The sequence below is a fragment of the Rhodopila sp. genome (assembly GCF_035548235.1).
In the GTDB taxonomy this organism is placed as follows: domain Bacteria; phylum Pseudomonadota; class Alphaproteobacteria; order Acetobacterales; family Acetobacteraceae; genus Rhodopila.
Genome location: NZ_DASZTJ010000153.1, coordinates 1 through 23,083, shown reverse-complemented (window position 1 = coordinate 23,083; position 23,083 = coordinate 1). Strand labels below are relative to the sequence as shown.

Below are 23,083 nucleotides of genomic sequence, written 5' to 3'. Positions count from 1 at the left end.
CGTCATGGCTCGGCTCGACCGGGCGATCTCCCCCCCGAGGCACGGGACGGTCCGGTCAAGCCGGGCCGTGACGGGATCGTCCCGACGCAGACGACGCCTGCCTCCCGCCTTCACCACACGAAGCGCGGCAGGGTCGCGAGCGGCCGCAGATTGGCCTGTGCCGCCATCGCCTCGGCCTTCCGGCCATCGAAGTCGCCTTCACCGTCCGAAAGCGCGTCGCCATGGATCCCGTCCAGGACCCAGCACGCGGCAAGGTCCACGCCGGTCGCGCCGGCGATGTCGGTGCGCAGGGAATCGCCGACCGCCAGGACCTTGGCGGGCGGCACGCCCAGATCCTGCAGCACGGGCTGGTAGATCGCCGGATCGGGCTTCCCTAGCGACCGCACGTCGCCGCCGAGTTCCTGATACCGCGCGGCAAGCGAGCCGGCGCACAGGACCCGGACGCCGCCGCGGATCACCTCCAGGTCCGGGTTGGCGCAGATCATTTTCAACCGGACCCGTGCACAGGCCTGCAAGAGGTCCTCGAATTCCGCCATGTCGCTGGGATTGCGGTGGTCGTCGGGGCCGGTGTTGAGGACGAAATCCGCCCCCGCCGGGGTCTCGGCCAGGGTCAGCGGCAGGCCGTCGATGACCGGCCGGTCGCGCATCGGCCCGAGGTGGAAGACCCGCGTCCCCAGCTCCGTCCACCAGATGTCCGGCGGTGCCAGCAGCGCGCGGCGCACGGCCTCGCCGCTGGTGAGGATGCCGGTATAAAGGGAATCCGCGATCCCCATCCGCCGCATCATCGCCTGAACGGCGTCGTTGGTGCGCGGCGCATTGGACAGCAGCAGCGTCCGCTTCCCGGCGGCTTTCAGCCGGGACAGCGTGTCGATCGCGTGCGGGAATGCGTTGACGCCGTCATGGATGACGCCCCACAGGTCCAGGATGAAGCCGTCATAGCGGTCGGCAAGGGGCGCGAAACCCGGCAAATGCTGCATTCAGGATGGCTCCGCCAGGATATCCGCCCGCGTTCCGACCGCGTCGGCGACACGTTCCACGTGCGCCTGGTCGAGAGCCGCCAGAAGTTCCTGCTTGAGACGAGGGATCAAGGCCGGCCCATGATAGGCGAAGCCGGTATAGAGTTGAACCAGCGCGGCCCCGGCCTGGATCTTCTCCAACACGTCGGCGCCGCTGAAGACGCCGCCCGTGCCGATCAGCGTCAGCCGCCCATGGGCCAGCCGATAGGCCTGGGCCAGCATGCGCGTCGCCATGGCGCGCAGCGGACGACCCGACAGGCCGCCGGCCTCGCCGCGATGGGCCGATACCAATCCGGCAGGCCGCGAAATGGTCGTGTTGCTGACGATCAGGCCTTGCACGCCGTTGTCGACGCAGGCCTCCACAAGGTCCGCCAGGCCGTCATGGGACAGGTCGGGCGCCACCTTGACCAGGATCGGCAGGTGGCCCGCAACGGGCCGCACGGCGGACAGGATGGCGCGGAGCTGCGCCTCGGATTGCAGGTCGCGCAGACCCGGCGTGTTGGGCGAGGAGACGTTGATCACCACGTAATCGACCCAGGGCGCGACCGCGGTCACCAGCGCGGGATAGTCGCGGACCGGGTCGGCGCCTTCCTTGTTGATGCCGATATTGGCGCCCAAGGGAACGGGCCGGGAGGACAGCCGCGCGAGGTTGCGCAGGTAGACGTCCAGCCCCTTGTTGTTGAACCCGAGGCGGTTGATGACCGCCTGGTCTTCGGTCAGCCGGAAGATCCGCGGCCGCGGATTGCCGATCTGCGGCTTCGGCGTGACCGTCCCCGTCTCGACCAGGCCGAAGCCCAGGCGGAACAGGGCCGGCCCGGCATCCGCGTTCTTGTCGAACCCGGCCGCCAGCCCGACGGGGTTGGGGAAGCGCAGGCCGAACGCGGTGACGGCCAGCCTGGGATCGTCCTGGGCCGCCGCGCCCGGGAGCAGGCCCATGGGGACGAGACCCATGCCCAGCGCCTTGATCGCCATGCCATGCGCACGCTCCGGATCGATCGATCGCAGGAGGGGTAGGACCATGGAGCTGAGAACGGCGCGCATCGCCGCGGGCTTATGCCGGGTTAGGCCCCGCGCCGAAAGAGCGAAATGCGGACCGGTCCCGTGCCGGACGGCACCGGTTCCACCCGCTCGGCTGGCATCAATTGCCCTCGCCGGTCGGAATCAGCGGCGAGGGCCCGCGCAGATCCAGGACGGCGGCGATCTGCGCGCCCTGGTGGTGGCCGGCCTCCATCAGGCTGCGCACCTGCTCCGCGTCCGGCACGTCGTCATGCGCGTCCCACGTGACGAAAATCGCCCCGACGATCCGGTTCTGCACGTCCGCCGCCGGGCAGACCAGCACGCTGGTGACGCCGTAAGTGTCGAAGCGCGTACGCAGCGCGGAGCTGCGCAGATCGATGGTCCGGCGGAAGGTGCAGTCCCCGGTGAGCAGGTTGGGCAGCAGGTCGCTCCAATCCGACAGGGGCTGGTTGGTCACCACCAGCGCGGGCATCCGACCGGGCGCGGCGACGCTGTTCGTGTCGTCATAGCGCAGCAGGCCGCTGCCGGTCATTCCGGTCACGCCATTATGGATCACGCTCAACGACGCTCGGGACGCACCCGGCGCATGCAGCATGATGCTCTCCAGGATCTGGTTGATCACCTTGTTGGACGCGACGAACTGCCGGAGTTCCTGCTGCAGGGTCGCCTGTTCCTCGATCCGCCGATGATCCTGGCGGGCGGTCTCGTTGTCGAGGAAAGCCGTCCGGACCCCGGCCAGGAAGCTGCCTTCCTGTCCCACATGGACGGCGGTGTAGGCGAATGTCAGGCAGATCGCCGTCAGCATCGGCTGGGACAGTTTCCGGCCCGACAGGCGTCCGATCGTGCGGATGAGGGAAAACAGCGCCTCGAGCAAGGCGATAATGTCGATCATAAGGATGGAATTCTTTCTGAACTGCGTCGCACGAGGAGGCTTCATGCCTCGACCGGGGGGCGGGTCGAGGACCGGGGCGCTGCCGACCGACGGCAGCCCCCGGCGGATGCCTGGGTTCTTTCCCACGATTCTGCTAAGGGCCGTCCCGTCCCGCCTGTGCGGGCAAACGCGCTGGACAGCCTATGTGGGATCAACCGTATCTGGAGACGTGCTGCCGAGCAGCGCTCCATCGTCTGTACTTGAGTGGCCGGTCGGGCCGTCCGGCCGGGCAGGCCGACGATGCCTGCCTCAAACGCCTGGCCGGCATGGGCCTGACCACCGTCGACTCCGACGGCCGCTTTCGGCTGACGCCGGACGGCGACCGGCGTCATGCGCAGGAGATCCAGGCCCCGGCGATGCGGGGGCATCAGGGGCGGTGACCATTGGCCGTCGGGGTTTGCATCGTCGAGTCGGCCCGCGCCGAGCGTCCGTCGATCACGCCGGGTACCGTCCAGGTCCCGGTTGCTTCCGACACCTGCGCAGGCCCGTCCCGGCCAGGTCCGCCTACGCCCCGGAAACGGTCAAGACAGCGGCGCCGTCACGACCGTTTCGATATCCGCCAGCGTCACGCTGAGGATCCGCGCGCCGTCGGCCGCGGTCACCATCATCAGATCGCCCGCCGTCAGCATGTCGCTTGCAACACCGAAATAGTTGCCGCTGCTGACTGCACCGAGCTTGTCCTTGCCGGACTTGTAGTGCCACAGCGTGAAGCCGTTGGCGTACGCGAGGACCGAGAGATTGCGGATGGCGAAAGCCATGACGGCACCTTTTCATAAAAAAAGCCGCCGCCCGGTCGGGCAGCGGCTTGGCTGGTTGCGATTGAGCGACCGCGGGCGGAAGCCCACAGGCCTGATGACGCGATCAAATAAAGGCCTGGGGCCTGACGGCTTCGCTTCCGCTTATCCGTCCTGCCCCAGGCAGCGAGCACGAGACAATGAACACAGGACAAAGGGCGCAAATCGCCCGTTGATGGGAGAACCTTAGTAGAACGTCGGCATCGTTGTCAACGATATTTTTCCTAAATCGTCCTCAGCCCACGATTCCTTTCATGCGCAGCGGCCATTCCAGCCTCTGCAGGGCCTCCGTCCATAGCTGATGGTCGCGCCGCTCCACGTGGATGGAGGGACTAGGGGCCACCTGCCGCTCGCCCCAGGCTCGCAGGACGCGGGCGTGGCCCAGGTCGATGCGCCGCTGCCGATAAAGCTGATCGAGACACTTGACCACGTCGTCAGGATCGCAGGGGCGGGAGACCAAACCCTTGTTCGCGCTGTACCGGGCCCCCTCCCGCCGGGCGATGAGCGCGGCCATCGTCCACAGCCACGCTTCCTCGCCGGACGCGAACGGCACGGTCCGCGGCCCCGGCATGGGAGGACGGGGGCCGGGGGAGGGGGCGAGGGCGGCGTGTTGGGCGGGTCGGGGCAGGTTCATGGATCGCTCTCGCTCTTAGATAGAGAAATCAAACAAGATATGTAACCATAAGTTGCATACCATGGCAAGTAAATATGGTTGATTTTCCTAGTTTTGGTAGAAATTCTCATAACGCAGTGATATAGGAGACACATTCTCCCTCCTGGATGGAGCGATTCGATGAAGCACGAAGATGTCTGGCGCGCGATCGATACCCTCGCGGCGGAAAACGGCCTGTCGGCGTCCGGCCTCGCCAAGAAGTCGGGCCTGGACGCGACCACGTTCAACCCCTCGAAGCGGCGGATGCCGGACGGGCGCGCCCGTTGGCCCAGCACCGAAAGCATCGCCAAGGTCCTCAATGCCACGGGCGCCTCGCTCGAGGGGTTCACGTCGCTGGTCTCCGGCGCCCGCGCGCTCAGCAGCAACGCATCGCGCGTGGCGGCGCGCAGGGTGCCTTTGATCGGCCTCGCGCAGGCGGGCGGGGAGGGGTATTTCGACGATGGCGGCTACCCGGTCGGCGGCAGTTGGGATGAGGTCAGCCTGCCGGAGATCGCCGACCCCAATGCCTATGCGTTGGAGATCAGCGGCGATTCGATGGAGCCCGTCTATCGGGACGGCGACCTCGTGATCGTTGCGCCATCGGCACCAATCCGCCGGGGCGACCGCGTCGTGGTCCGCACCAACGACGGGCAGGTCATGGCGAAACAATTGGCGCGGCGGTCCGCTCGGCGGATCGAACTCAAGAGCCTCAATCCGGAACATCCCGACTACAGCTTTGATCTGACGGACGTTGCCTGGATGCACCGCATCATATGGGCCAGCCAGTGACCTGACGGCGGGGTTCCCCGCCGCCGCGACCTCAGGATTTCCTTTGACGGGACCTTGCATCCGGGCGTCAGAATGCGCGGTCCCGGTCACCAGGAGGGGTCGCCGCATGCGCTGGATCGCGATTTTCTGTGCATCTGTCGTCTGGTTGGGTCTCGGCGTTCCCTTGCCCGCGCAGGCGGAAGATGTTGATGTCGCCCTGGTGATGGTCAGCGACGTCTCCCGCAGCATCGACGACAGCGAGTACAAGCTTGAAAAGGACGGCTACGCGAACGCTTTCGCCAACCCCCAGGTGATTTCGGCCATACGCGGCGGCCCGAACGGGCAGATCGCCGTGGCCTACCTGGAGTTCGCCGGCAATCTTGAAGTCCACACGGTGATCGATTGGACCGTCATCAAGGACCAGGGCGGCGCCGACGCGTTCATCCGGCGCCTGCGGGCCGCGCCACGGTCCTTCTCCGGCCGCACCTCCATCAGCGCCGGGATCGATCGGGCACTGGAACTATTTGCGGAATCCGCGCCGACCGCGTCGCGTCGCGTGATCGATGTGTGCGGGGACGGAACGAACAACGCGGGACGGGACGTCTCGCTGGCGCGGGACGACGCGTTGAAGGCGGGGGTGACGATCAACGGACTTGCCATCATCAACGACCATCCGGTTTCATGGACCTACGCGCATGTGCAACCGCCGGGCGGGTTGCCGAACTATTATCGGGAGAACGTGACCGGCGGTCCGGGCAGTTTCGTCCTCGAGGTGCATGACTTTCACACCTTCGGCGAAGCGATGACGCGCAAGCTCATCCAGGAGATCGCCAGCGGCAGGAAGGCCGCCGAGACGGTGATGGCGCGATAGCGCCGACAAGCATTCGTTCAGGCAAGCATTCGTTCAGGGGAGTCGTGGCGTGGGCGTTATGGTCAACGGCGTATGGCATGTCCAGGAACCCGGCAAGGGCTCGGACGACGGCCATTTCGTACGCAAGGAAAGCATATTCCGCGATTGGATAACCCCTGATGGCCGGCCGGGGCCGACCGGGAAGGACGGCTACCGCGCCATGCCGGGGCGTTATCACCTGTATGTCTCCCTGGCATGTCCCTGGGCGCATCGCACGCTGATCATGCGGGCGCTGAAGGGACTGGAGAGCATCATCCCCGTCTCGGTGACGCACTGGCTGATGGAACAGAACGGGTGGACGTTCGAACCCGGCGAAGCCGTGGTGCCGGACAGTCTCTACGGCAGCCACTACCTGCACGAGATCTATGCCCGCGCCGACGGCGAATACAGCGGCCGGGTGACGGTGCCGGTGCTGTGGGACCAGCACACCCAGACGATCGTCAACAACGAGTCCGCGGATATCATCCGCATGCTGGGGTCCGCCTTCGACCAAGCCGGCGCGGCCCCCGGCAACTACTATCCGGAGCGTTTCCGGGCCGAGATCGATCAGGTCAACAAGCGTGTATACAACACGCTGAACAACGGTGTCTACAAGGCCGGCTTCGCGACCACCCAGGCGGCGTATGAAGACGCCGTCGGCCCGCTGTTCGAAACGCTGGATTGGCTGGAGGGGCGGTTAGGCCATTCGCGGTACGTCGTGGACGACGCCCTGACCGAGGCGGATATCCGGCTGTTCACCACGCTGATCCGTTTCGATTCCGTGTACTACGGCCACTTCAAATGCAACCTGCGCCGCCTGGTCGATTATCCAAACCTCTGGGCCTATACCCGCGATATCTACCAACGGCCCGAAATCGCCAGGACGGTCAATTTCCATCACATCAAGGGCCACTATTACGGCAGCCACCGGCAGATCAACCCGACCGGCATCGTGCCCGTCGGCCCCATCCTGGACCTTGACGCACCATCGGGCCGGGACGCAGGGGTCGAGACGAAGATCGTATTCTGACGCCCGGTCGCCACCAGCCCAGGCCGGCACAAACGAAGGGGACTCTCGCATGGAAATCCGCAACCTCGGCCAATCGGGCCTGCGCGTATCGGCCATCGGTCTCGGCTGCAACAATTTCGGCGGCCGCATCGACGAGGAGGCGACGAAGGCGGTGATCCACCGCGCGCTGGACCTCGGCATCACGCTGTTCGACACGGCCGACACCTATGGCGAACGCGGCGGCTCCGAAACGTTGATGGGGCGCATCCTGGGCGCGAACCGCAAGCGGATCGTGCTGGCGACGAAATTCGCGATGCCGATGGACGACACCGGTGAGATGCAGGGCGGTTCCCGCCGCTACATCATGCGCGCGGTGGAAGACAGCCTGCGCCGCCTCCAGACGGATTATATCGACCTCTATCAGATGCATCAGACCGATCCGCGCACCCCGATCGAAGAAAGCCTGCGCGCCCTCGACGACCTGGTCCGGCAGGGCAAGGTCCGTTATGTCGGCTGCTCGAACTTCCCCGCCTGGCAGGTGGTCGACGCGGCCTGGACCGCGAAGACCGCGGGGCTGAACCATTTCGTCAGTTGCCAGGATGAATATTCGCTGGTCCGCCGCGACATCGAAGCCGAACTGATGCCGGCGGCCCGCAGGCTCGGGATGGGGCTGCTGCCCTATTTCCCCCTCGCCAGCGGGCTGCTGACCGGCAAGTACCGCCGCAACGTGGCCTTGCCCGAAGGCACGCGGCTTGCGAAAACCCAGCGCCTCGCCGACCGTTACCTGACCGAACGGAACTGGGCGATCGCCGAACGGCTGGGCGATTTCGTGGAGTCGCGCGGCCACGGCATGCTCGACCTCGCGTTCTCCTGGCTGCTGGCGCAGGCGCCGGTCGCCAGCGTGATCGCCGGCGCGACGAAGCCGGAACAACTCGACCAGAACGTCAAGGCAGGATCCTGGGCGCTGACGACCGAGGACCTGGCGGACATCGACCGGCTGACCGCGTGACGCCACCCGTCGGTCCTGGCCCTTGATCGTCTCCCCGGGTCAGGCCGTTCAGATCGTCCCCGTTTCCTTCAGCGCGGCCATCTCGGCCGACCCCAGCCCAAGCCAGCCGCCGTAGACGGCGTCGTTGTCCTGGCCGAGCGACGGGCTGGGGATCGGTTCGACCGGGTCGGCGCCGTGCAGGCGCAGGGGGGTGTTCGGCACGACGATCTTGCCCAGCGACGGATGGTCGATCCGCTGCAGCATGCCGCGTTCGTGCATATGGGAGTCGTTCATGACCTCCACGGCGTTGCGCACCGGCGCCGCCGGGATTTTGTACCGCTTGGCGATCGCCGCGACCTCCATCTTCCCCAACGTGCGGGTCCAGGCGGAGACGACGGCCTCGGTGGCCTCCATGTTCGCGGTCCGAGCGGCGTTGGTGGTGAAGCGGGGATCGTCCTTCAGGTCTTCCCGGCCCATCGCCGTCAGCAGGTTGGTCCAGTGCCCCTCGGTCACGACGTGGATGGCAACCCAGCCGTCCGTCGTCTGGAAGGCGTTATAGGGCGCGCTGCCCAGGCCGGCCTGCCGGTTGCCGGCGCGCGGCGGGATCTTGCCGGTGCGCAGATGGTAGTCGTAGCTGGACGCGAGGGTCGGATACACCGTCTCCTGCATCGCGACCTCGACCAGTTGTCCCTGGCCCGTCACGCTCCGCTGGAACAGCGCCGTCATCACCGCCGCGTAGAGATGGATGCCGCCCATGAAGTCGACCAGCGTCGGTCCTGCCTTCATCGGCGGCCCGTCGGGATCGCCGGTGATGCTCATGATGCCGGACGCCGCCTGGATGGTGAAATCCATCGCCAGGTTGTCCCGGTCGGGACCGGTGATGCCGAACCCCGTGCCGGTGGCATAGATCAGGCGCGGGTTGACGGCCTTCAGCACGTCATAGCCGACCCCCAGCCCGTCCAGCGTGCCCGGCGAGAAATTCTCCAGCAGCACGTCCGCGCGCGCCGCCATCTTCTTCAGCAGGTCCTTGCCCGCGGGTGACTTCAGATTGAGCGTGACGGCCCGCTTGTTGGCATTGAGCATGGCGATCGGCAGCGTCGTATCGCCGCCGGTCGCGATGATGCGCCGGCGCAGCGGCTCACCCCCGGGCGGCTCGATCTTGATGACGTCGGCGCCGGCCTTCGCCATCAGCATCGTGGCGTAAGGCCCCTGGTAGATCTGTCCAAAGTCCAGAACGGTGATGCCCGCGAGCGGGGTGGCCATCGTGAAGTCCTCGGTCGGTGGTGTCCGGCGGAAGTCTAGCCCGGCTCTCGCCGACACCCAAACGGCGCCCCCATCATGGCGTTTCCATCATGGCGTCCCGTCACGCCGCCAGACGGCTGAAGCTGACGGCGGCGGCCACGCCGGCGGCAACGGCGGCGACGGACAGCGCCACGACGGGGCCGTTGTCGGGGAACGCGGTGAAGATCAGCGCCACCAGCGCCGCGCCCATCGACTGTCCCAAAAGCCGCGCCGTGGCCTGCATCCCGCTCGCCCCGCCGGTGCGGAGCGGTGGGGCCGAGGTGATGATCGCCCGGTTGTTCGGCGTGTTGAAGAAGCCGAACCCCAGCCCGCACACCGTCATGCGCCAGACGATGTCCAACGTCGTCGGATGCTCGGGCAGCAGGCTCATCGCCAGCAGGCCCAGGCCCATGACGGTCATCCCGCAGCCGCCCAGCAGCCCCGCCGGGTAGCGATCCGCCAGCCGGCCGGCGAACGGGGCGATCACCGCCACCACCAGCGGCCACGGCGTCATCAGCAGCCCGGTCATGACCTGGTCGAGGCTGAAGTGGTGCTGGAACAGGAACGGCAGCGACACCTGCCCGATCGCCTGGGCGATGAACGAGCAGATCGAGCTGGCGACCGACAGCGCGAAGAGCGGAATTCGGAACAGGTCGACCGGCAGCATCGGGGCGGTCCGGCTGAGCTGGCGGAACACCAGCACGCCCCCCGCCACGGCGGCGACCACCAGCTCCACGCTCACATGCCTCCAGGAATCGCCGTGGCCCATCTCCGACACCGCGAACAGAAGGGTGCCGAACGCGATGGCCTGGAGCGCCGCGCTGGCGCCGTCGAACCGGATGCCGGAGCGCGGGGTATCGGGCAGCGCCCGCAAGGCGATGATCGCCCCCAGGACGCCCAGCGGCACGTTGACGGCGAACAGCCAGGGCCATGGGGCGACCGACAGGATGGCCGCTGCGACCGATGGTCCCAGCGCCGAGGCGATCGATCCGACGGTGGCGTTCAGCCCGACGCCCCGGCCGATCCAGCGGCGGGGATAGATGAAGCGGATCAGGGCGCTGTTGACGCTCATGATCCCTGCCGCGCCGAACCCCTGCAGCACGCGGGCGGCGGTCAGCGTCGCCAGCGACGACGACATCGCGCAGGCCAGGGACGCGCAGGTGAACAGCACGAAGCCGTACTGATAGATCCGGCGATACCCGTAGATCTCCCCCAGCGACGACAGCGGCAGCAGGGAGATGGTGACCGCGAGCTGATAGGCGTTCACCACCCAGATCGAGTTGGCGGGCGAGGTGTTCACCTCCCGCGCGATCGTCGGCAGGGCGACGTTGGCGATGCCGCCGTCCAGGACGGCCAGGGTCAGGCCGAGCGCGATGGTCAGGATGGCCCATAGCCGCTGCGGCATGGGCACCCCGTCGGTGGAGGCGTCGACGCGCCGTTCCGCGACGACTTCGGTCACCGCTGAAGCTCCGTCAGCGTCTCCAGGACGGTGGCGACCGGCAGGTCGTTCAGGTCGTCCCGCTGCAGCACGCGGGTCACCCGTCCCGCCGGGGCGCATCGCGTCGGATCGGAGTCGCGGGAAAACAGCGTCAAGGTCGGGCACCCCGCCGTGGCCAGCAGGTGCATCGGTCCGGTGTCGTTCCCCACCGCAAACCGGGCGCCACGGGCGAGATCGGCGAGGTCGCCAAATCCGGTTTGGCCCGTCAGGTCGACGGCGCTGGGTATATGCGTGGCCAGGGAACCCTCCTGCTTCGATCCCACCACCAAGGGCAGGATGCCTGTCTCGCGCAGGGCGGCGGCCAGCGCTTCGTAGTGGGCCGCCGGCCACCGCTTGAGCAGGCGATGGGGGGAACTGCCCGGTACCAGCACCGCGTAGTCCGCCGGCAGGTCGAACCGCCCGATATCGCCGCGGCACCAGGACAGGTCGGGGGGCGGGAAGTCGGTGATGCCCGCCTGGCGCAGCTGTCCCTGGATGCGCACCACGTCATGCAGCTTGTTGCGGTTCGGGTCGCGGTCCGGCAGCGAGCACCCGAAGGCGATACCGGACCATTCGGGCCGCCGCTTGGCGGGAAACAACGCGAAATAGCGCGACGATCGCGCCGAGGTCTGCAAGTCATAAACGCGGGAGATCGGTTCCGACAGCAGCAGCTCACGCAGTCGTTTCGTCCCCGTGGGATCCAGGCGGCCGGGCCTCGGGTCCACCATGACGCGATCGAAATAAGGGAAGGTGCGCAGCCAGTCGGCATAGGCGGCGCCGGTCAGCACGGTGATGCGGGCATCCGCGTGATGTTTGCGGATGGCGGCGAACGCACCCATCGACAGCACGATGTTGCCGAACGCACCCAGCTTGACGATCAGGATGCCGGGCTTTCCGTCCGGTTGGATGCGCGCCTCCGTCACGGCCGGGGCAAGATCATGCGGCATGCGGATCGGGCGGCGGAAAATGGTCGACCCAGTGCCGGGCGATATCGAGGCGGCGGGTGATCCACACGCCGTCGAAGCGGGCGATGTGGTCGAGCAGCCGTTGCAGCCCCGCCGCGCGTGCCGGATGCCCGATGATCCGCATGTGCAGGCCGATCGACAGCATCCGGGGCTGCGTGCGTCCCTCGTGGTACAGGAAGTCGAACGCGTCCCGGCAGTAATGGAAGAAATCATCCCCCGTCGCGAACGTCCCGCGGCCGAACTTCGAATCGTTCGTGGACAGGCTGTACGGCACCACCAGGTGGGGGCGCCCACGGACGCGGGTCCAATACGGCAGCTCGTCGTCGTAGGCGTCGGAATCGTAGAGGAAGCCGCCTTCCTCGACCAGCAGGTTGCGTGTGTTCACGCCGGGCCCGCTGCGGCAGTACCACCCCAGCGGACGCTCCCCCATGGTGCGGGTGATGGAGGCGACGGCGCGGGCGATGCGTTCGCGTTCGACGTCCTCGGACAGCTCGAAATGCTTTTCCCAGCGCCATCCGTGGCAGCACACGTCGAAACCGGCGTCGCGGATGGCGGCGGCCGCCGGGGGATTGCGCTCCAGCGCCAGGGCGCAGCCGAAGATCGTCATCGGCAGCGACCGTTCCTGGAACAGGCGCATGACCCGCCAGAACCCGACGCGGCTGCCATAGGCGAACATGCCCTCGGCCGCGAGGTCGCGCCCGACCACGCCGGGGCTGCTGGACCCGTATTCAGTCAGGCCCCATTCCGAGGCCGGATCGCCGTCCGGGACCGAAGGCTCCGACCCTTCCTCGAAATTCAGCACGAAGTTCACCGCGACGCGGGCTCGGTTGGGCCAGCGCGGGTCGGGGGGCGTGGCGCCGTAGCCGATCAGGTCCCTGTCCATCAGCGGTGCGTCCTTCGTCATGCCATGTCGGTCGTTGCCCGGTCAGTCGCTGGCCGGGTCGGTCGTCGGTTGGATCGGTCGTCGGTTGGATCGGTCGTTGGAGTGTCGCCCGGTTTTTGCCGATCCGCCAGCGGCCCGCCAACCCATCTGTCGTCATGGGTGGTGGCGACAATTCGCAGCCCCGCCGGGGACGGCCCCAGGTCATGCCCCATCGGCCGCGGGACATGACCGGACCGTCAGAAGTGATTGACCTTTCGCGGCGCGACGACGAAAAGCCCCCACCATGTCAAGTGCCACCATCCCGTGGGTCGTCAGCGAGGAACTTGCCGGGCTGAACGCGCAGGCCTTCGGCCTCGCCGAGGCGGCGGGCCTCCCGTACGACGTGAAGGTGCTGCGGCCGGCTGCGCCCTGGAAATGGATCGCCGCCAAGTTCTGGCCCAATCCGTTGTCGGTCGTCGCCGGTTCGCTGGGGTCGCCGCTGCCCGGCCTGGTGATCGGCTGCGGCGGCATGGCCGGCGTGGTGCTGGCGGCCCTGCGGCGGCGCGCGCTGCCCGTGGTGCAGATCCAGAACCCGCGCATCAGTCCCAAGCGCTTCGACCTGATCATCGCCAACCGCCACGACGAACTGACCGGTCCCAACGTCTTCGTCACCCGCACCGCGCTCCATCGGGTCACCCCCGATCGGCTCGCCGCGGCAGGGGCGGCGTGGCAGGAGCGGTTCGCCGCCTACAAGCGCCCGCTGGTCGCCGTGCTGCTGGGCGGCAACAATGGCCGCTACCGGCTGGATGCGGCCGTGGCCGGGGCGCTCGCCGCGCAGTTGGTCGCGATGGCCCGGCGCGACCAGGTCGGCATCGTCGTGACGCCGTCCCGGCGCACCGACCCGGCCGTCACGGAGCTGATGCGCACGGCGCTGGCGCCGGTCGGGGGATGGGTCTGGGATTTCCAGGGCGAGAACCCGTATTTCGGCATGCTCGCGCTGGCCGACATGATCCTGGTCACCCAGGACAGCGTCTCGATGATCTCCGAGGCCGCCGCGACCAACGCGCCCGTGATGATCGCCCCCTTGCCCGGGCGTTCGCGGCGCCAGACATTGTTCCTGGAGACGATGCGGGCCGAAGACCGCGTGCGGCTGTTCGAGGGCCGCTTCGCCCCCTGGCCGGTCAGCCCGCTGAACGACACGTTCGCCGCGGCGGAGGAGATGCGCCGCCGGCTGAGCCTGTAGGAAACACCATGCTCCAGATCCAAACGTTCGACGCCAAGGCCGGCGGGAATGTCATCTACAAGGCGCTGGCCCATCCGCTGGCCGCCGAGGCGATCCAACGGCTGTATGCGTCCCTGGAGGCGCCCGTCGCGCTGTACGACGCGGACGGGATCGCCGACGCGCTGGCGGCGCTCTACCCGCTGCCGGTCGACAGCGTCTTCGTGCATGACGTGTCGCTGGTGGGCCGGCCGCGCGCCGGCATCGCCGCGCGCCCCCTGACCCGACTCGGGGAAAGCGGCGCCCGGACGGTGCTGGTCGCGGCATTCGATGCGCGGAAAGTGGCCGACCGGATCGCGGCGCTGGTGCCGGCGGGCGCCAAGGTGGTCACGCTGGACGACGCGCGATTGCCCGAGGCGCTGCTCAGCGTGCCCGGCCGCTACCTGGACAACCGGAATTTCGCGACGAACTTCGCCTTCTTCCGCGACGCCGAGGGGCTGTCCACCCGCGTCGTGTCCGCGAACTACTGGGCCGGCTACGGCGCTCGGTCCGTCCGGCTGTGGCTGCGGCTGTTCGGGGCGGACGGAACGGTGCTGGCGACGTGGGAGCAGCCGCTTCCCGCCGGCGCCGGCGGCTTTTCCATCGACAGCCGCGCCGTCCGGGACCGTTTCGGGTTGGAGCCGTTCACCGGCCAGTTGTTCATCCACGCGATCGGCGTCGCGGGCCACGATATCGTCAAATACGCGCTGGACACCTATGCCTCCGACAACGGCGCGTCGCTGTCCTGCACGCATGACGCCAATGCCTGGCCGTCGGACCGCTACGCCGGCCTGCCGGCACCGCGGGACGACGAAACGGTGCTGCTGTGGCTGCAGAACAGCCACGCCGTGCCGATCCCCGCGGGCACGATCCAGTTGGACCGCATGGGCACCGAGGCGCCGGTGCCGCTGCAGGAGACTGTCGGGCCCTTCGCCACCGTCGCGCTGGACGTCGCCAGCTTCCTGCCGGACCTCCGCTGGCCGCACCAGGTCGAGGTGCGGACCGGCCGCCACGTCGTCCGCCCCCGTTACGAAGTCACGCGCGGCGACCGGGTGAGGATCGCGCACGTCAATGTCGAGCGCGACAACCTCCGGCCCGATCCCGGCATTGCGGGTCTACCGGCGGAGCTGGGCCGGGGCTACCTGCTGCCGTTCCCGATCCTGCCCAAGGAGCGGTTCCGGACCATCTTCCAGCCGACGCCCATGTCGACCTGCCAGGCGAACCTGCCGATCCGGCTGGACGTCTTCGACCATCGCGGGGTCAAGCGCGGCGAACGCTTCCTGGGCTGCCTGTCCCGCGCCCATGACCTGGCGATGGACCTGGACGCGTTCGACGTCGCCCAGGGCCACGCGGAGCTGGTCTACGATTTCCGCGACGGCGGGGAGGCCGATGGCTGGCTGCACGCGCTGTTCCGCTATGAGGACCGGCAATCCGGCCATGTCGCCGAGTCGAGCTTCGGCGCGCATATCTTCAACACGCTGATGACGTATCGAGACGAGCCGCAATCCTATTCCGGTCCTCCGCCGGGGCTGACCACGCGCCTGTTCCTGAAGCTGGGCGACGCCACCCGCGACAGTTTCGCCGCGCTGATCTACCCGACCTCCGGTCCGTGGCATCCGAAATCCGCGACGACGCTGCTGCTGATGGACAGCGACGGCGTCCTGGCCGCCGAGGTCCCGATCGAGATTCCGCAGTCCGGTTCGACGATCGTCTGGCCGCACCGGATGTTTTCGGCCGATGCGATCGGCCGCGCGGGGAAGGGCGGTTATGTGCTGGTGCGGGACACGACCTGCCGGCTGTTCGGCTATCACGGGCTGATGGACCGCGTCGGCGGATTTTCGCTCGACCACATGTTCGGATTTTGAGACCGCAACGAAACTGCTTTCCGCCGGCGGACCGTCACGCCCGACCTCACGCCCGACCGGCACGCCCGACTGTTGCGAGGATGACGCAGGCATACGGGATTTCGGCGTTTTTGCATGCGTCGTGAAACGACCTGCGGATTATGATTGCGATCCGCGGAGCCGATCGGGCATGAGTCGCGCAGCGATCACGATTCCGAGACACACGCCGGCTTATGCAACCTGGGTATGTGCGAGTCGGGCGATCGCATCATTCCTTGCAGTCTATCGGCATGAGGCCTTGTCATGACACACGCCGCGCCCTTCGCTGTCGAAGAGCACGTTCACGGCGAAACCACCTGGATCGCTGTGCGCTCGCGGGGCGCCGAATGGTCCTGGTTGACGCCCGAGGAAGCCGTTCGCCTCGGACGTGAGTGGATCGAAAAATACGGACGGGCGACAGAGCAGGATCGCTGAGCGCCGGCTGCTGCCGCCCGTCTTCGGCGCGTTCAGGTCACCGGAAACTTGCACTTGGCGTTCAGCGGATGAACCACCTCTGACGCCGGCGTGGTCCTGACCAGTTTGTACAGGTCCCACTCGCCCTTGCTTTCCTCGGGCGTCTTGACCTGGAACAGGTACGCGGGGAACTCGCCGCGCCCGTCGGCGCGCACCCGCCCCGGACCGAATGCGTCATCGTCCGTCGGCATCGACTTCATCTTGGCGACGACGGCGCGGCCGCTTTTCTTCGCCGCCTCGCCGCCAAGCGCCGCCACGGCCTTCATGTAGTGGATCGTCGAGCCATACGAACTGGCATGCGCCTGGTTCGGATAGTTGTTCGTCTTGGTCAGCGCGAGCAGCCGCTTGGTGAAGCCGCGCGTCCGATCGTTCATGTCCCAGTAGAAAGTTTCCGTCGTCAGCAACCCGCCGCAGATCCGGGGGCCCAGCGAATGCGGGTTCTGCAGGAACATCAGCAGCGGGGCCAGCCGAGCGGTCTTGTTCAGGCCGAACTCCGACGCCTGCTTGATGCAGTTCTCGGTATCCAGCCCGGCATTGGCGAAGGCGACCACCGAGGCGCCGCTGGCCGCCGCCTGCGTCAAATAGGACGAGAAATCTGTCGTGTCCGGGAACGGATAGCGCGTGGCGCCCTTGACCTCGCCGCCGCCGGCCCTGACGACATCCGCCGTCAACGTCTCCAGCGACTGGCCGAACGCATAGTTGGCGGTGATGAAGTACCAGGACTTGAACCCCTGCGAGACCAGGGAGCCGCCGGTCGAGCGCGCGTTCTCGTAGGTGTCGAAGCTCCAGACGATGCTGTTCGGGCTGCATTGCTCGTCGGTCAGCGACGACACCGTCGCCGACGCGTTCAGCATGATCTTGTCTTTTTCCTTGGCGACCTGCGCCACGGCCAGCGCCACCGACGATGTCGGGACATCCGCCGCGACATCGACCCCGCTGTCGAACCATTGCCGGGCGATCGAAACCGCGACATCGGGCTTGTTCTGGTGGTCGGCCGAGATCACTTCGATGTCGCAATCAAGATGGGGCCGCATCTCGTTGACGGCCAACTGGGTCGCAGCCAGCGAGGTCGGGCCGGTATTGTCACGATACGTGCCGGAGAGATCGGTCATGACACCGATCACGATCTTTGTCCGCCCTTGTGTCTTGGCTTGTGCCCTGGCCCCGATCGTGGGCGCGACGGAAAGAGCGGCGGCGCCCCCGACAAGGGTGCGACGAGATAGGATCATAAAGAACGCCTCCCTGGGCCGCTGTTCTTGTCGCGGCCTTATTGATCCCGGAACAGTCCGGATCCGAATGATCCACCGGATGCGGCGCAGACTCAAGTGCGACTTGATGACATTCGGATCAGGGATTGAACTTCGGCGGCCTCGGGAACCCGGTCGGCGGCGGGTGGCCGAGCGTGCCTCGATCGGCCTGCCAGGGACGCAGGTCCGTCTCCACACGCGTCCGGTCGCCGATCCGCCATGTCAGCCCCTCGGATGCTCTGAACACTTTCGCATCGGCCAGGCCGCCATCCCGATAGCGCTGCAGGATCAATCCCGCCCCGCGCCCCTGCACCGGTATCTGCTCCAGCGGGAAGATCAGCAGCCGGCGGTTCTGTCCGATCACCGCCACTGAATCGCCGTCTGCCGGAACGATCAGCAGGGCCTTCTCGTCCGGCCGCAGCGTAATGACCTGCTTGCCCGTCCGCTTTTCCGCGCTCAGGTCCTCGGCGGGAATGATGAACCCGCGCGCGCCCGTGGAGGCGATCAGGTATTGCGCGCCCTCGACGGGGACGAAGAGCACGGCGATGTCGTCCTCGTTGGCAAGGTCGACCAGCAGCCGGACCGGCTGCCCGTCCCCGCGTCCGCGCGGCAGGTCGCTGGCCTTCAGCGTGAAGGCCTTGCCGTTCGTCCCCAGCAGGCACAGGCGGTCGGTCGTCTGGCACGGCAGCAGCAGCTTGAGCTTGTCGCCTTCCTTGAACTTCAGTTCGGCCGGATCGCTGACCGTGCCCTTCACCGCCCGGATCCAGCCCTTCTCGGACAGGATCACCGTGATCGCCTCACGCTCCACGAACGCGTCCGTGGACACCTCGACGGGGACGGGCGCATCGCCGATCTCGGTGCGGCGATCGCCCAGCGCGCCGCCGCCGAACTTCGCGCGCGTCGCTTCGAGTTCGCCGGCGATCCGCGCCCAGCGCAGTTTCTCGTCCTTCAGCAGCGCCTGAAGGTCCTTGCGCTCTTTCGTGAGGGATTTGTGTTCCTTGCGGATCTCCATCTCCTCCAGCCGGCGCAGGCTGCGCAGCCGCATGTTCAGGATCGCCTCGGCCTGGACGTCGGACAGCGAGAACCGTTCCATCAGGCGGGGCTTCGGCTGGTCTTCCTCGCGGATGATCCGGATCACCTCATCGAGGTTGAGGTAGACCAGCAGGTAGCCGTCCAGCACCTCCAGCCGCCGGTCGATCGCGGCCAGGCGGTGGTTCGACCGCCGGACCAGCACCTCGTGCCGATGGTCCAGCCAGGCGCGCAGCACGTCCCGCAGGCCCATCACGCGGGGCGTGCGGGTGGCGTCCAGCACGTTCATGTTCAGCGGAAAGCGGACCTCCAGCGCGGTGGCGCGGAACACCGTCTCCATCAGCACCTCCGGCTCGACCCCGCGGGAGCGCGGCTCGAGCACCAGGCGGATGGTCTCGGCGCTTTCGTCGCGGATATCGCCGAGGAAGGGCAGCTTCTTCTCTTCCAGCAGTTGCGCGACCTGCTCGATCAGCTTGGATTTCTGCACCTGGTAGGGGATCTCGGTCACCACGACCTGCCAGGTGCCGTGCTTGCCCTTCTCGACCTCCCACTTGGCGCGCAGGCGGAAGCCGCCTCGTCCGGTCTCGTAAGCGGCGATCATGGCGGACTGGTCTTCCACCAGGATGCCCCCCGTCGGAAAATCCGGGCCTGGCATGAGGCGCAGGAGATCGGCGGTCGTGGCGTCCTTGTGCTGGATCAGATGGATCGCGGCGGCGCAGACCTCGCCGGCGTTGTGCGGCGGGATCGAGGTGGCCATGCCGACCGCGATGCCGGCCGCGCCGTTGGCCAGCAGGTTGGGGAAGGCGCCGGGCAGGACGACCGGCTCCGCTTCCTCGCCGTCATAGGTGGGGCGGAAATCCACCGTATCCTCGTCGATGCCGGCCAGCATCGCCTGGGCGACCTCGGTCAGCCGTGCTTCGGTGTACCGCATCGCGGCGGGGTTATCGCCGTCGATGTTGCCGAAATTGCCCTGGCCTTCGACCAGCGGGTAGCGTGCGGCGAAATCCTGCGCCATGCGCACCATGGCGTCGTAGATCGAGGCGTCGCCATGCGGATGGTATTTGCCCATCACGTCCCCGACCACGCGGGCGCATTTCTTGAATCCCGCGGTCGGGTCCAGGCGAAGCTGGTGCATCGCGTAGATCAGCCGGCGATGGACCGGCTTCAGCCCGTCGCGCACATCCGGCAGCGACCGCGACATGATGGTCGAAAGCGCATAGGCCAGATACCGTTCGGACAGCGCGTCCTTGAGATGGGTTTCCTGAACCGCGCCGATCAGATCATCCGGCATGAATCGTCTCTTCGTCCTTATCCATCGCATCGGCCAGCGCCGAGACTCGATCGTATAGCATGACCCGCGCCTGGGGCAGCGGCTTGTGCTGCAGGCCGAATGCGTCGCGGGCCAGGAAATGGCCTGTCAGGCGCAGCCCGTCGCGCCACGCCGCGTAGTCGGGCGGGTCCGGGCCGACCAGGAAGCCGGGCAGGGGCAGCAGCCGGGACCGCCAGATCCCCGCCGCCGCCTCGGTGACGGCGCGGCCTGTCCGGGGGGAGACATAGGCCAGCCCCTCGGTCTGCCCGGTCACCGCGCAATCGCTGAGGTCCAGGCCGTAGCCCAGATCGGAAAGCAGGGTCAGTTCCCACCCGACCAGCGCCGTCAGCGCCGATTCGCCGGACACGATCCGGGGAACCAGGTCCACCAGCCCCTGGAACACCCGCGGATGGGCTTCCCGTTCCGGCATCGCGCCGTCGGCCGTGGTGCAGACGGCGGTCATCATCGCCAGGCCAAGCGGGTCGTCCATGGCAAGGGCCGCGCCGGCATAGACCAGTTCCCCGGTGAACGCGCCAAGCTGTTCGGACAGCCGCCCGGTCCATTGGACGACCAGCAGGTTGCCCGCCAGCCACGTCGCCGCCTTGGCGCGCGACGCACCGCCGCGTACCAGGCCGCGATGGACGCCGTGCGCCTCGGTCATGACCGTGGCCAGCGCATCGGCGTCCCCGAAGGGACGGACATTCAGGACGACGGCGGGCGCCGACCATTCCATGGCGTCGGATTGTCCTCTGTTGTCGCATCCGATTGTCGCACGGGAATATCGGTGCGCCGAGGGCGTGCCTCAACCGGCGCGGTTGCAGGCGATTGGGGGGCGTGTCATTTCGTGGCACGCCAGCAACGAGGTCGAACCATCAGGATCCCCGCCGCAACGAGTCCCCGGGCCCGCCGCCGGACATGGACGGCGCGCATGTCCAGCCGCTTCATGGCCTCGCCCATCCGGAACCTGGCGCTGGGCGTCGTCTACATGCTGGTCGTCATGGCGGTGGCGGTCGCCGCTTATGTCGCCGTCGGATGGCGCTTCGGCGACGCGCTGTACATGGTGATCATCACCGTCTACACGGTCGGCTATGGCGAAACGATACCGATCGACACGCCGCTGCTACGCGCGATCACCATCACGACGATCGTCCTGGGCTGCACGGGCATGATCTACCTGACAGGCGCCCTGGTGCAGTTCATCACCGTCGACAGGCTCAATTCGATCTTCGGGACCAACCGCATGAACACGCAGATCGATCGGTTATCGAACCATGTCATCATCTGCGGCTTCGGCCGCCTGGGCGCGATGCTGGCGCAGGAACTGTCGGCCGCCGATGTGCCGATCGTGGTCCTGGAGAAATCCGAGACCGCGATCGAACTGGCCCGCGATCTCGGCCACCTGTGCATCCATACCGACGCGACCGATGAAGAAGCGCTGCGGGCGGCGGGGATCCTGCGGGCGCGCACGCTGGCGACCGTCCTGTCCAACGATGCCGCCAACGTCTTCATCACGCTGAGCGCCCGCAGCCTGAACCCGGGGCTTGAGATCATCGCCCGCGGCGAGCTGCCCAGCACGGAAAGCAAGCTGCTGCAGGCAGGCGCCAACAAGGTCGTGCTGCCGGCCCATATCGGCGCCGAACGCATCGCGGAGCTGATCCTCTACAGCAAGACCGCGGCCTTGATCCGCGGCTCCGTCCAGATGCGGGAGTTCGAGCGGAACCTCCTCGCGCTCGGCCTCGACATGGAGATCGTGGTCGCGGCACCGGAAAGCCCGGTCGTCGGCATGACCGTGGACATGATCGAACATCACGGCGAGGGCGGGTTCCTGGTGATCCAGGTGAACCGCAAGACGGGCGAGGCGATCGCCCGCCCTGGCAAGGACCTGGTGATCGAGCCCGGAGACGGCGTCTTCGTGCTGGGCCGCGGCGGCGCCCAGGCGCTGAGCGACCTGTTCGGCCACCGTCCACGCGGAGGCCGCGTACCGTAGGCGGCAAGACAGGTCCGTCGCCTATCCGCGGCACCGCGCAGCGTCAAAGAGCCATAAGCCGCCTGCGCGGCCTTCTGCCCCGCCAGGGACTTTCGCCAAAACAGGAACGCCGAGACTGGGTCGTGTCTTGGTTTGAAGTTCGGCTCCCGACCCATGGCGTGCCGCTGGCCGCGGAGCACGCGATCATCAAGGCGGTCAGTCGCCTGGCTGGGACCGCCGACGGTTTGTGCAGGTCGGGCCGTTGGGGCCAGCTTGGTGGGAGGGTTGTCGGCGGGGTCGGTGGTTCCATGGAAATGGAACCGCAAAGCACGCCGAACACGCAAAGTCCGCCGACTGCCTTGGAAGTCCCGGACCAATCGCTGGGTCTCGAGGCGAAGCGTGCCGAATTGCGCGGCAGGCGCAGGCCGGTGGTTTTCAGGTCATTCAGGCACTGCGCCCGATGGTGGAAGGGCTGGTGGCGGGGTCGGTGGTCCCGTGGAAATGGAACCGCAAAGCACGCCGAGCACGCAAAGTCCGCCGACGGCCTTGGAAGTCCCGGACCAATCGCTTGGTCTCGAGGCGAAGCTTGTCGAAATCGAGCCGTCGGCACGGACGCAGGCCCGTGGTTTTCAATCGTGGCTTTCAGGTCATTCAGGCCCTGCGCCCGACGAATGTCGTCGGTCACCTTGGTGACCTTCAATTCTACAGAACGATGTTCCCCACCAGCAGGTTCCCGGTATCATCCCCGACCACGACATCATCGTAGCGAACGACCATGCGATGTTGTTGCGCGACCGTGACCCCCGCTTTGCGCAACGCGTGCACCAAAGCGTTCTTATAGACTTTCTCGAATAGACTTTCTCGAAGAACCCGGTCCCCCGGGGTACGCATCACCGTCAAGGCACAGCCGATAACCTGCCTGGACAGGGCATCAAGCCGATCCCGACAGTCCCCCATTTGCGTGTTCGGCGTGCTTTGCGGTTCCATTGTCCCTACCCGCCCGCACGACACCTGCCCGTTCCGTCCCAGGTTGCTCTGCGCAAATCGCGCGGATCGGCGATCAGTGACGACCGTCGCGCGTCCACGGCTCTCGAACGCATCGGCTATCGAGTACGCATCACCGTCAAGGCGCAGCCGATAACCTGCCTGGACAGGGCATCAAGCCGATCCCGACAGTCACCCATTTGCGTGTTCGGCGTGCTTTGCGGTTCCATTGTCCCTACCCGCCCGCACGACACCTGCCCGTTCCGTCCCAGGTTGCTCTGCTC

General features: G+C 67.2%; 22 protein-coding genes. 9 read left to right on the top strand and 13 right to left on the bottom strand.

The window, feature by feature from the left end; all coding sequences use genetic code 11:
- Positions 1 to 110: 110 nt before the first annotated feature.
- The 3 genes from VHB27_RS13125 to VHB27_RS13115 form a co-directional block, all read right to left on the bottom strand.
- The gene (locus VHB27_RS13125) at positions 111 to 977 is read right to left on the bottom strand and encodes a TIGR01459 family HAD-type hydrolase (RefSeq protein ID WP_325601072.1); all 867 of its coding nucleotides are present in this window, start codon (positions 975 to 977) and stop codon (positions 111 to 113) included.
- Positions 978 to 2,036: a quinone-dependent dihydroorotate dehydrogenase gene (locus VHB27_RS13120; RefSeq protein WP_325601070.1), complete on the bottom strand. Its 1,059-nt coding sequence runs from the start codon at positions 2,034 to 2,036 to the stop codon at positions 978 to 980.
- Positions 2,037 to 2,154: 118 nt separating this feature from the next.
- Positions 2,155 to 2,925, bottom strand: coding sequence for a hypothetical protein (locus VHB27_RS13115; protein ID WP_325601068.1), 771 nt, complete (start codon positions 2,923 to 2,925; stop codon positions 2,155 to 2,157).
- Between the two features lie 182 nt (positions 2,926 to 3,107).
- On the opposite strand from VHB27_RS13115, the gene VHB27_RS13110 reads away from it, so the two are divergent.
- Positions 3,108 to 3,344 (top strand): hypothetical protein, encoded by a 237-nt coding sequence (locus VHB27_RS13110; protein ID WP_325601066.1) that lies wholly within the window; start codon positions 3,108 to 3,110, stop codon positions 3,342 to 3,344.
- Between the two features lie 141 nt (positions 3,345 to 3,485).
- On the opposite strand, the gene VHB27_RS13105 is transcribed toward VHB27_RS13110, so the two are convergent.
- Together VHB27_RS13105 and VHB27_RS13100 are read right to left on the bottom strand one after the other, a co-directional pair.
- On the bottom strand, positions 3,486 to 3,722 hold the full coding sequence (locus tag VHB27_RS13105) for a hypothetical protein (RefSeq protein ID WP_325601064.1): 237 nt from the start codon (positions 3,720 to 3,722) through the stop codon (positions 3,486 to 3,488).
- A 271-nt stretch (positions 3,723 to 3,993) separates the two neighbouring features.
- Positions 3,994 to 4,311, bottom strand: a complete 318-nt coding sequence (locus VHB27_RS13100) for a hypothetical protein (RefSeq protein ID WP_325601062.1) — start codon at positions 4,309 to 4,311, stop codon at positions 3,994 to 3,996.
- A 240-nt stretch (positions 4,312 to 4,551) separates the two neighbouring features.
- On the opposite strand from VHB27_RS13100, the gene VHB27_RS13095 reads away from it, so the two are divergent.
- From VHB27_RS13095 to VHB27_RS13080, 4 genes are all read left to right on the top strand, one after another.
- Positions 4,552 to 5,199 (top strand): S24 family peptidase, encoded by a 648-nt coding sequence (locus tag VHB27_RS13095; RefSeq protein WP_325601060.1) that lies wholly within the window; start codon positions 4,552 to 4,554, stop codon positions 5,197 to 5,199.
- A 106-nt stretch (positions 5,200 to 5,305) separates the two neighbouring features.
- The gene (locus tag VHB27_RS13090) at positions 5,306 to 6,049 is read left to right on the top strand and encodes a DUF1194 domain-containing protein (protein WP_325601058.1); all 744 of its coding nucleotides are present in this window, start codon (positions 5,306 to 5,308) and stop codon (positions 6,047 to 6,049) included.
- A gap of 199 nt (positions 6,050 to 6,248) precedes the next feature.
- Positions 6,249 to 7,097 carry a glutathione S-transferase family protein gene (locus VHB27_RS13085; protein ID WP_413788627.1) on the top strand — a complete coding sequence of 283 codons (849 nt, stop codon included), beginning with the start codon at positions 6,249 to 6,251 and terminating at the stop codon, positions 7,095 to 7,097.
- Between the two features lie 49 nt (positions 7,098 to 7,146).
- Complete coding sequence (locus VHB27_RS13080) at positions 7,147 to 8,085, top strand: aldo/keto reductase (protein ID WP_325601054.1); 939 nt, start codon at positions 7,147 to 7,149, stop codon at positions 8,083 to 8,085.
- Positions 8,086 to 8,133: 48 nt separating this feature from the next.
- Here VHB27_RS13080 and VHB27_RS13075 read toward each other — a convergent pair whose 3' ends face one another.
- The 4 genes from VHB27_RS13075 to VHB27_RS13060 all read right to left on the bottom strand — a co-directional run bounded on the left by VHB27_RS13075 (position 8,134) and on the right by VHB27_RS13060 (position 12,691).
- The gene (locus VHB27_RS13075; RefSeq protein ID WP_325601052.1) at positions 8,134 to 9,327 is read right to left on the bottom strand and encodes a CaiB/BaiF CoA transferase family protein; all 1,194 of its coding nucleotides are present in this window, start codon (positions 9,325 to 9,327) and stop codon (positions 8,134 to 8,136) included.
- A 100-nt stretch (positions 9,328 to 9,427) separates the two neighbouring features.
- Positions 9,428 to 10,804 (bottom strand): MFS transporter, encoded by a 1,377-nt coding sequence (locus VHB27_RS13070; protein ID WP_325601050.1) that lies wholly within the window; start codon positions 10,802 to 10,804, stop codon positions 9,428 to 9,430.
- Positions 10,801 to 11,769, bottom strand: coding sequence for a glycosyltransferase family 9 protein (locus VHB27_RS13065; protein WP_325601048.1), 969 nt, complete (start codon positions 11,767 to 11,769; stop codon positions 10,801 to 10,803). Before VHB27_RS13065 ends, VHB27_RS13070 begins: the two co-directional genes overlap by 4 nt.
- The gene (locus VHB27_RS13060) at positions 11,759 to 12,691 is read right to left on the bottom strand and encodes an allantoinase PuuE (RefSeq protein ID WP_325601046.1); all 933 of its coding nucleotides are present in this window, start codon (positions 12,689 to 12,691) and stop codon (positions 11,759 to 11,761) included. Before VHB27_RS13060 ends, VHB27_RS13065 begins: the two co-directional genes overlap by 11 nt.
- Positions 12,692 to 12,953: 262 nt before the next feature.
- On the opposite strand from VHB27_RS13060, the gene VHB27_RS13055 reads away from it, so the two are divergent.
- From VHB27_RS13055 to VHB27_RS13045, 3 genes are all read left to right on the top strand, one after another.
- The gene (locus tag VHB27_RS13055; protein ID WP_325601044.1) at positions 12,954 to 13,892 is read left to right on the top strand and encodes a mitochondrial fission ELM1 family protein; all 939 of its coding nucleotides are present in this window, start codon (positions 12,954 to 12,956) and stop codon (positions 13,890 to 13,892) included.
- Between the two features lie 8 nt (positions 13,893 to 13,900).
- Positions 13,901 to 15,772 (top strand): hypothetical protein, encoded by a 1,872-nt coding sequence (locus VHB27_RS13050; protein WP_325601042.1) that lies wholly within the window; start codon positions 13,901 to 13,903, stop codon positions 15,770 to 15,772.
- 282 nt (positions 15,773 to 16,054) lie between these two features.
- Complete coding sequence (locus VHB27_RS13045; RefSeq protein ID WP_325601040.1) at positions 16,055 to 16,225, top strand: hypothetical protein; 171 nt, start codon at positions 16,055 to 16,057, stop codon at positions 16,223 to 16,225.
- 32 nt (positions 16,226 to 16,257) lie between these two features.
- Here the strand turns inward: VHB27_RS13045 and VHB27_RS13040 are convergent, their stop codons facing one another.
- The 3 genes from VHB27_RS13040 to recO all read right to left on the bottom strand — a co-directional run bounded on the left by VHB27_RS13040 (position 16,258) and on the right by recO (position 20,582).
- Positions 16,258 to 17,493, bottom strand: a complete 1,236-nt coding sequence (locus tag VHB27_RS13040; protein WP_325601038.1) for an ABC transporter substrate-binding protein — start codon at positions 17,491 to 17,493, stop codon at positions 16,258 to 16,260.
- A 118-nt stretch (positions 17,494 to 17,611) separates the two neighbouring features.
- Entirely contained in the window at positions 17,612 to 19,831 is a 2,220-nt protein-coding gene (parC, locus tag VHB27_RS13035; protein WP_325601036.1) for a DNA topoisomerase IV subunit A, read from the bottom strand.
- A complete protein-coding gene (gene recO, locus VHB27_RS13030; protein ID WP_325601034.1) occupies positions 19,821 to 20,582 on the bottom strand; it encodes a DNA repair protein RecO in 762 nt (253 codons plus the stop codon). Before recO ends, parC begins: the two co-directional genes overlap by 11 nt.
- 195 nt (positions 20,583 to 20,777) lie before the next feature.
- Between recO and VHB27_RS13025 the strand changes: the two genes are divergently transcribed.
- Entirely contained in the window at positions 20,778 to 21,836 is a 1,059-nt protein-coding gene (locus VHB27_RS13025; RefSeq protein ID WP_325601032.1) for a potassium channel family protein, read from the top strand.
- A 681-nt stretch (positions 21,837 to 22,517) separates the two neighbouring features.
- On the opposite strand, the gene VHB27_RS13020 is transcribed toward VHB27_RS13025, so the two are convergent.
- Positions 22,518 to 22,802, bottom strand: coding sequence for a GxxExxY protein (locus tag VHB27_RS13020; protein ID WP_325601030.1), 285 nt, complete (start codon positions 22,800 to 22,802; stop codon positions 22,518 to 22,520).
- Positions 22,803 to 23,083: the final 281 nt, after the last annotated feature.